This is a genomic window from Embleya sp. NPDC056575 (assembly GCF_042793325.1).
GTDB lineage: Bacteria > Actinomycetota > Actinomycetes > Streptomycetales > Streptomycetaceae > Embleya.
On record NZ_JBHTVA010000004.1, the window covers coordinates 66,756 to 75,076 of the forward strand.

Sequence of the window (8,321 nt, forward strand, 5' to 3'; positions counted from 1 at the left end):
AGGTCCGCCACCCGGGGGTCGCCGGTTTCGATGGTGACGTCGTTGTCGCTCACGTGGCGGCTCCGTTCGGGGGTGCGTCGGGGATGGACGGCTCCGGTGCGGGCGCGGTGGTGAGCGTGATCGCTCGGGCCGGACAGCGCAGCACCGCGTCCCGGACGGCCCGCAGGTTCTCGGGCTCCGACGCGCCGGGAAGCACGAACGACAGGCCGTCCTCGTCCCCCTGATCGAATACATCCGGTGCCGCGAGCACACACTGTCCGGCACCCACGCAGGCGTCGCGGTCCACTTCCACACTCATCGCGCTCCACTTCCGCTCGGTCGCGCTCGGGCGCTCGGGGCCGTTCCGGTGCCCCGCGGCCGTGGACCGGGTCACCAGGTCACCGGTACTTCGTGCACGCCGAACATGATCGCGTCGTTCTTGAAAGGCAGTTCCGCCACCGGCACGGCCGTCCGCAGTCCCGGGATCCGGCCGAAGAGCGTGCGAAAGACGATCTCCAGTTCCAACCGGGCCAGGTTCTGCCCGAGGCACTGGTGGATGCCGTATCCGAACGCCACATGTGTGCGGGTGTCCTGGTGGATGTCCAGCACCTCGGGATGCGCGAACACGCTCGGATCCCGATTGGCCGCCGCGTTCGACAGCAGCACACCCTCGCCCGCCCGGATGGTCACCCCGCCGATCTCGATGTCGGCGATCGCGATCCGGCTGGTGACGTTGTCCGCGACGCTGAAGTAGCGCAGCAGTTCCTCCACCGCACGCGGTGCCAGTGTGGGGTCGGCGAGCAACGCGGCCACCTGGTCGGGGTGTTCCAGGAGCGCCACGGTACCCAGCGAGATCGTGCTCGCCGTGCTCTCGTAGCCGCCGACCAGGATCAGCAGCGCGAGCCCGGTCAGGTGCCCGTGGTCGTCGCGGCCCTCGTCCCGGTGCTTGACCACCAGCCGACTGAGCATGTCGTCCTGCGGCTGCTTGCCCTTGATGAGCAACAACTCGCCGAGATAGGTGCGCAGTTCCCGCAGCGCCGCAGCGCGTTCCTGGGCGGTGTGGATACGACTGACCATGATCATCGCATGCCGCTGGATGTGGTCCAGGTCCTCGTACGGGACGCCGAGCAGGTCACATATGGTCAGTGACGGCACGGGCAGCGACAGTGCCTGGACCAGGTCCACCGGCCGCGGACCGGCGAGCATCGCACCGACACAGTCGTCCACGATCTCCTGGATGCGCGGGCGCATGCGGGCGATCCGACGCACCGTGAACTCGTTGATCACCATCCGCCGGTACGTGGTGTGCTCCGGCTGGTCCATCCACGGCAGGAAACCCTTCGACTGCTCGTCGAAGGACTGCTTGCGCGGAGCCAACGCCGGGAATTCGGGATGCGCGCCGTTGGCACTGAGATTGGGATCCAGGAAGAGTCGGCGCACGTCCTGATGCCGGGTGATCAGCCAGGCGGCTTTTCCGCTCGCCAATTGCACCTGCGTGATGGGCTGTTCGCTCCTCAGCTCGGCATACTGCGGCGAGAGGTCGAACGGACACGATCTCGGCATGGGAAACGTCGGCAGGTGTGCCGAGGCGGTCTCTGTCACGATGCAACTCCCTTACCGGCAAGTCATGAGCAGCCAGTTTCGGAGCCCGCGCTTAAACGCCGCTTAGCACCTTCTTAAAGGCGGCCGGCCTTGGCCCACGACCCCCATCCGCCGCGAAACCGCAGGCCGGAAGATGTTAAGGACGTTTTAAGCGCCCTCTAAGCACCTCTGCGAACGCTGAGCGGCACGGTGCCCGACTGCTGCTCCGGTCGGCGAAACGTACGTTCTCTCCCACCTGTTGAGGCTGATACCGGATGGCGAACGAAGACAAGCTGCGCGACTATCTGCGGCGGGTGACGGGCGAGCTCCAGGAGACGCGCGACCGGCTGCGCGAGCTCGAAGCCGGCCGGTCGGAGCCGATCGCGATCGTGGGGATGGGATGTCGCCTTCCGGGCGGCGTGCGCGATGCCTCGGACCTGTGGCGACTGGTCCGCGACGGCGTCGACGCCATCTCGGCGTTTCCCGACGACCGGGGCTGGGACCTGGAGTCGGCCCACGACCCGGATCCGGACGCCATCGGGCACACCTACGTGAGAGAGAGCGGCTTCCTCCACGACGCGGGCGACTTCGACGCGGGCTTCTTCGGGATCTCGCCGCGCGAGGCGACGGCCATGGACCCGCAGCAGCGCCTGTTGTTGGAGACCGCGTGGGAAACCCTCGAAAACGCCGGGATCGCCCCGACCGCACTGTTCGGGGGCAACACCGGGGTCTTCACCGGGGTGATCTCCCAGGAATACGTACCCGCCGGCCGGGACGCGGTCACCCGGGCCGGGGAGGGCTACTTCCTGACCGGGAACACGGTGAGCGTGGCGTCCGGGCGAATCGCGTACGCACTGGGCCTGGAGGGCCCGGCCGTCACCGTCGACACCGCCTGCTCGTCGTCCCTGGTCGCCCTGCACCTGGCCTGCCAGGCGCTGCGCAACGGGGAATGCGATCTCGCGCTCGCGGGTGGCGCGACGGTCCTGCCCAGCCTGAACCCGTTCCTGGAGTTCAGCCGCCAGCGCGGTCTGGCCCCGGACGGCCGCTGCAAGCCCTTCGCCGCCGACGCCGACGGGTTCGCGCTGGCCGAGGGTGTCGGCCTGGTCCTGCTCGAACCACTGAGCCGGGCCCGCGACAACGGTCACACCGTACTCGCCGTGATCAGGGGTTCGGCCGTCAACCAGGACGGTGCCAGCAATGGTTTGACGGCGCCGAGCGGGCCGTCGCAGCAGCGGGTGATCCGGGCGGCGTTGGCGGGTGCGGGGTTGACGGCGGATCAGGTCGACGTGGTGGAGGCGCACGGGACCGGGACGGCGTTGGGGGATCCGATCGAGGCGCAGGCGTTGTTGGCCACGTATGGCCAACACCACGACCCCGGGCGGCCGTTGTGGTTGGGGTCGGTGAAGTCGAACATCGGGCACACCCAGGCCGCGGCCGGGATCGCCGGTGTGATCAAGATGGTCCAGGCCCTGCGGCACGAGACGTTGCCCGCGACGCTGCACGTGGACGAGCCGACACCGCACGTCGACTGGGACACCGGCGCCGTCTCCCTGCTCACCGAGGCCCGGCCGTGGCCGCGCACCCCCGACCGGCCGCGACGCGCCGCGGTGTCCTCGTTCGGAATCAGCGGCACCAACGCCCACCTCGTCCTCGAACAGGGCGACCCCACCCCTGACGAGGCCGGCGGCGAGGACGTCGACGGCGTCTCCGTGCCCTGGCTGGTGTCGGGTCGGACCGAACCGGCGCTGCGGGCCCAGGCCGCCCGGTTGCGGGACTTCGCGGTGGCGCATCCCGACGCGGATCCGCGTGGAGTCGGCGCGGCGCTCGCCCGTACCCGCGCCGCCCTGGAGCATCGGGCCGCCGTGCCCGCCGACGACCGCGCCGACCTCCTGGCCGGGTTGGCCGCACTGGCACGCGGCGACCTGGAAGCGGGCGCGATCCGCGCGATCGCGCACGACGACTGCCGGGTCGTGTTCGTCTTTCCCGGTCAGGGCTCGCAATGGCCCGGCATGGCCCGCGAACTCCTCGACACCTCACCCGTGTTCGCCCGCGCACTGGGCGAGTGCGCGGACGCTCTCGCGCCCTACGTCGACTGGAACCTCATCGACGTCGTCACCGCAACCGACCACGCCCCCTCCCTCGACCGCGTCGACGTCGTACAACCCGCCCTGTGGGCCATGATGATCAGCCTCGCCCGCCTATGGGAACACCACGGCATCCACCCCGACGCCGTCATCGGCCACTCCCAAGGCGAAATCGCCGCCGCCCACATCGCCGGAGCCCTCACCCTCCACGACTCCGCCCGCATCATCGCCCTGCGCTCCCAAGCCATCACCACCCTCACCACCCACGGCGGCATGCTCTCCATCGCCCAACCCCCACACACCACCCGACAACTCCTCACCCACCACCCCCACCTCACCATCGCCGCCCTCAACGGCCCCCACTCCACCGTCGTCTCCGGAAACCACCAAACACTCGACCAACTCCAGGCACACTGCGAAACCCACGACATCCGCCACCGCCGCATCCCCGTCACCTACGCCTCACACAGCCCCCACGTCGAACCACTCCACCAACAAATCCTCACCGACCTCACCGATATCAAGGCCGTGGCCGGGGACATCCCGATGTACTCCACCGTCACGGCGGCGCCGCTCGACGGCACCACCTGCACCCCCGAGTACTGGTACACCAACCTGCGCAGCACCGTCCGCTTCCAGGAGACCGTCGAAGCCCTCCTCTCCGACGGACACACGCTCTTCATCGAGGCGAGCCCACACCCGGTGCTCACCGTCGGTCTCGACGAGACCATCGACGCCCACCCCGTCCGCGCCGCGGCGATCGGCACACTGCGTCGCGAACACGGGGACCTCCGCACGTTCCACGCCGCCGTCGCACACGCGCACATCCACGGCGCGACCCCGGACTGGGACACCTTCCTCCCACCCCCGATCGCGACCGATCTGCCCACGTACGCGTTCCAACGAGAGCGCTACTGGCTCACCTCGACGACGCCGACGCCCGTGGCGGGCTTCGATCAGCGCGAGTCGACCCATCCGCTGCTCGACGCCGGCACGGAACTCGCGGACGGACTCCTGCTCACCGGGCGGCTGTCGCTCGCCACCCACCCCTGGCTCGCCGACCACGCCGTACACGACACCGTCCTCCTGCCCGGCACCGCCTTCCTCGACCTCGCCCTGCACGCCGCGACCCGGTTCGAGGACACTCCCGATCTGGAAGAGCTGACGCTGGAGAATCCGCTGCCGCTCTTCGAGCGACAGGCGGTTCGGCTACACGTCACCGTGGGCCCCGTCGACGACACCGGGCACCGGTCCCTGGCGATCGACTCCCGGGCCGAGACCACGGATCCCGGCGCCGCGCCGCGCGCCTGGACCCGGCACGCCACCGGCACTCTCGCACCGGCCGCCGCGGAGGCCGCCGAACCCGCGCGAGTCGACGCCGTCGGGCCCCCGGCCGGTGCGCGCCCGATCGACCTCGCCGACGCGTACGCGGAACTGGCCGCGCAGGGTCACCACTACGGGCCGCTCTTCCGAGGGTTGACCGCCCTGTGGCGCGACGGCGACGACCTCTACGCCGAGATCCGCCTGCCGGACGACGCCGACCCGACCGGCCACACCATCCACCCCGCCCTCCTCGACGCCGCGCTGCACGCCGTGCTGCTCACCCGGGACGACACCGAGACGACCCGACTTCCGTTCGCCTTCACCGGTATCCGGCACACGGTCACCGGTGCCACCCGCGCGCGGGTGCGCCTGGGTTCCGGCGGCGAACACGGCTTCTCGGTCGCTCTCGACACCCCGCAGGGCGACCACCTCGTCACGATCGACACCGTGATCACGCGGCCGATCGACGCCGCCCGGCTCGCCGCGCTCACGCCACGGGACGAGCAGGGACTGCACGAGCAACGCTGGCAGCCGCTCCCGACGACGGCGGGCCCGGCGGCCGGAGCCGGTGTCTGGGCGATGCTCGGGCGCCCCTCCGCCAACCTCACCGAGGCCATGGACGCCTCCGGCACCATCTTCGACACCCACCAGGACCTCGCGGCGCTTCGCGAGGCGGTCCGCAACGGTGCTCCGGTCCCGGACGTCGTGATCGCGCCCGCCGGCCGGATCCCGGCCGAGGCCGACGCCTCGGACATTCCCGCGCAGGCCCGTGCGGCGATATCGGGTGCCCTTGCCCTGCTGCAGGAGTGGTTGGGGTACGAGGAGTTCGTCGCGTCCCGCCTGGTGTTCGTGACCAAGCAGGCGATCGCCACCCACCACGGCGATCGCCTGGACAACCTGCCGCACGCACCGCTGTGGGGCCTGGTCCGCGCGGCCCAGAGCGAGCACCCCGACCGATTCGGGCTGGTCGACGTGGCCGCGGGCACCAGGACCGCGAACGTCATCGCGGCCGTCGCCGCCGATCGGCCGCAGGTCGCCGTCAGGCAGCAGCAGTTGCTGATCCCGGAGTTGGTCCCGTACCTGCCGCCGCTCACCGTGCCCACCGACGCGCCGACCTGGCGGCTCGGTACAACCGGCCTGGGCACCCTGGAGAACGTGGCGCTGCTGCCCGTGACCGAGCCGGACGGCCCGCCGGCCGCCGGCCGGGTGCGGGTCGCGCTGCGCGCGATCGGTCTCAACTTCCGCGACGCGCTGATCGCGTTGGGAAGTTACCCCGGCTCGGCACCGATCGGCAGCGAGGGTGCGGGGATCGTGCTGGAGACCGGTCCGGGTGTGTCGGACCTCGCGCCCGGCGACGCGGTGATGGGGCTGTTCGCGGACGGCGTGGGCCCGACGGCCGTCGCCGACCGACGCACCCTCGCTCCCGTACCCAAGGGCTGGACGTTCGCGCAGGCGGCCGGCGCCCCGGTCGCGTTCCTCACCGCCTACCACGGGCTGGTCGACCTGGGTGGGTTGCGCTCGGGCGAATCGGTGCTCGTGCACGCGGCGACCGGCGGCGTCGGCATGGCCGCGGTTCGAATCGCCCGACACCTGGGCGCCGAGCCGTACCCGACCGCGAGCCCCGGCAAGTGGCATCTCCTGCGCGCCCAGGGCTTCGACGAGGCGCGCATCACCTCCTCGCGCAGCCTCGACTTCGAGGAGCACCTGCTGCGTTCCACCGACGGCAAGGGGGTGGATGTCGTCCTGAACTCGCTCGCCGGGGAGTATGTGGACGCCTCGCTGCGGGTGTTGCCGCGCGGTGGACGATTCGTGGAAATGGGCAAGGCCGACATCCGCGATCCGGAGACGATCGCGAGCGCACATCCCGGCGTGGTCTACCGCGCCTTCGACCTGAACACGATCGGTCCGGACGAGGTTCGGCGCATCTTCGCGGTCCTTTCCCCGCTGTTCGCGGACGGCACCCTCGAACCGCTGCCGACGACCGGTTGGCACGTCACGCACGCTCCCCAGGCCCTGCGACACCTCTCCCAGGGACATCACACCGGGAAACTCACACTCACCCTCCCCCAAGCCATCGACCCCGACGGCACGATCCTGATCACCGGCGGCACCGGCACCCTCGGCGCACTCACCGCACGCCACCTCGTCACCCACCACGGCGCCCGCCACCTCATCCTCACCAACCGATCCGGCAACACCCCGCAAACCCAGGCACTACACACCGAACTCACCGAACTCGGCGCCCACGTCACCATCACCCCAACCGACGCCACCAACCCCCAACACACCGACACCCTCCTCGCCTCCATCAACCCGAACCACCCACTCACCGCGATCATCCACACCGCCGGCACCCTCGCCGACGCCACCCTCGGCAACCAGACAACCGAACACCTCGACACCGTCCTGCCACCCAAGATCGACGCCGCGTGGCACCTGCACACCCGAACCGAACATCTCGAACCGGCCCCGACCCTCGTCCTGTACTCCTCCGCCGCCGGAATCCTCGGCAGCCCGGGACAGGCCAACTACGCCGCCGCCAACACCTTCCTCGACGCCCTGGCCCAACAACGCCACACCCGAGGACACCCCACCGTGAGCCTCGCCTGGGGTCCCTGGCGGCAGACCAGCAACCTCACCGCCGGCCTCGACACCACCGACCACGAACGTCATCGCGCCCTGGGCATCACACCCCTCGGGTCGGCACACGCGCTCGGCCTGCTCGACATCGCGCTCACCACTCCCCATCCCGCCCTCGTTCCGATCAACCTCGTTCGCCGGCAGCCCCGTTCCGTCGGGCCGTCGCCCTCGTCCGGATCAACCGAAAGCGTGGTCGCCAAGCTCGCCGCGCTCTCGGAAGCCGAGCAGCACCGCATGCTGCTCGACCTGGTGCGCACCCACGCGGCCACCGTCCTCGGGCACCCCGGCGCGCAGACGATCAACGTCGAACAGGGCTTCATGGACCAGGGGTTCGATTCACTCACCGCGATGGAACTGCGCAACCGGCTCAGCTCCGCGCTCGACCATCGGTTGGGCAGCACCGTCCTGTTCGACCACCCGACTCCGGTCGCCTTCGCCCGCTACCTGCGTGCCCGACTGGTCCCGGAGACGGATCCCCCGCGCTCGGCGGCGGCCGAACTGACGCGCCTGGAAACGATCCTGGCCGACCCGCCGCCGGACGAGGCGACCCGTACCGAACTGGCCGAACGACTCTCGGCCCTCCTGGCGCGACTGAACGCACGGCAGTCCCACACCTCGACCGAGGGCGCCCTCGGCACCGACATCGCGTCGGCCACGGACGACGAGATCTTCGAGTACATCAACGAGGAATTCGGCATTTCCTGACCCGCCAGC

The 8,321-nt window shown here is 70.4% G+C and carries 3 protein-coding genes; 1 reads left to right on the plus strand and 2 read right to left on the minus strand.

Annotated features, from left to right (window positions below):
• Nucleotides 1-49: 49 nt before the first annotated feature.
• Together ACFRCG_RS04110 and ACFRCG_RS04115 are read right to left on the minus strand one after the other, a co-directional pair.
• Nucleotides 50-298: a ferredoxin gene (locus tag ACFRCG_RS04110; protein WP_380001871.1), complete on the minus strand. Its 249-nt coding sequence runs from the start codon at nt 296-298 to the stop codon at nt 50-52.
• A gap of 71 nt (nt 299-369) precedes the next feature.
• The gene (locus ACFRCG_RS04115) at nt 370-1,581 is read right to left on the minus strand and encodes a cytochrome P450 (RefSeq protein ID WP_380028543.1); all 1,212 of its coding nucleotides are present in this window, start codon (nt 1,579-1,581) and stop codon (nt 370-372) included.
• Nucleotides 1,582-1,835: 254 nt separating this feature from the next.
• Between ACFRCG_RS04115 and ACFRCG_RS04120 the strand changes: the two genes are divergently transcribed.
• Nucleotides 1,836-8,312 carry an SDR family NAD(P)-dependent oxidoreductase gene (locus ACFRCG_RS04120; protein ID WP_380028545.1) on the plus strand — a complete coding sequence of 2,159 codons (6,477 nt, stop codon included), beginning with the start codon at nt 1,836-1,838 and terminating at the stop codon, nt 8,310-8,312.
• Nucleotides 8,313-8,321 lie beyond the last annotated feature (9 nt).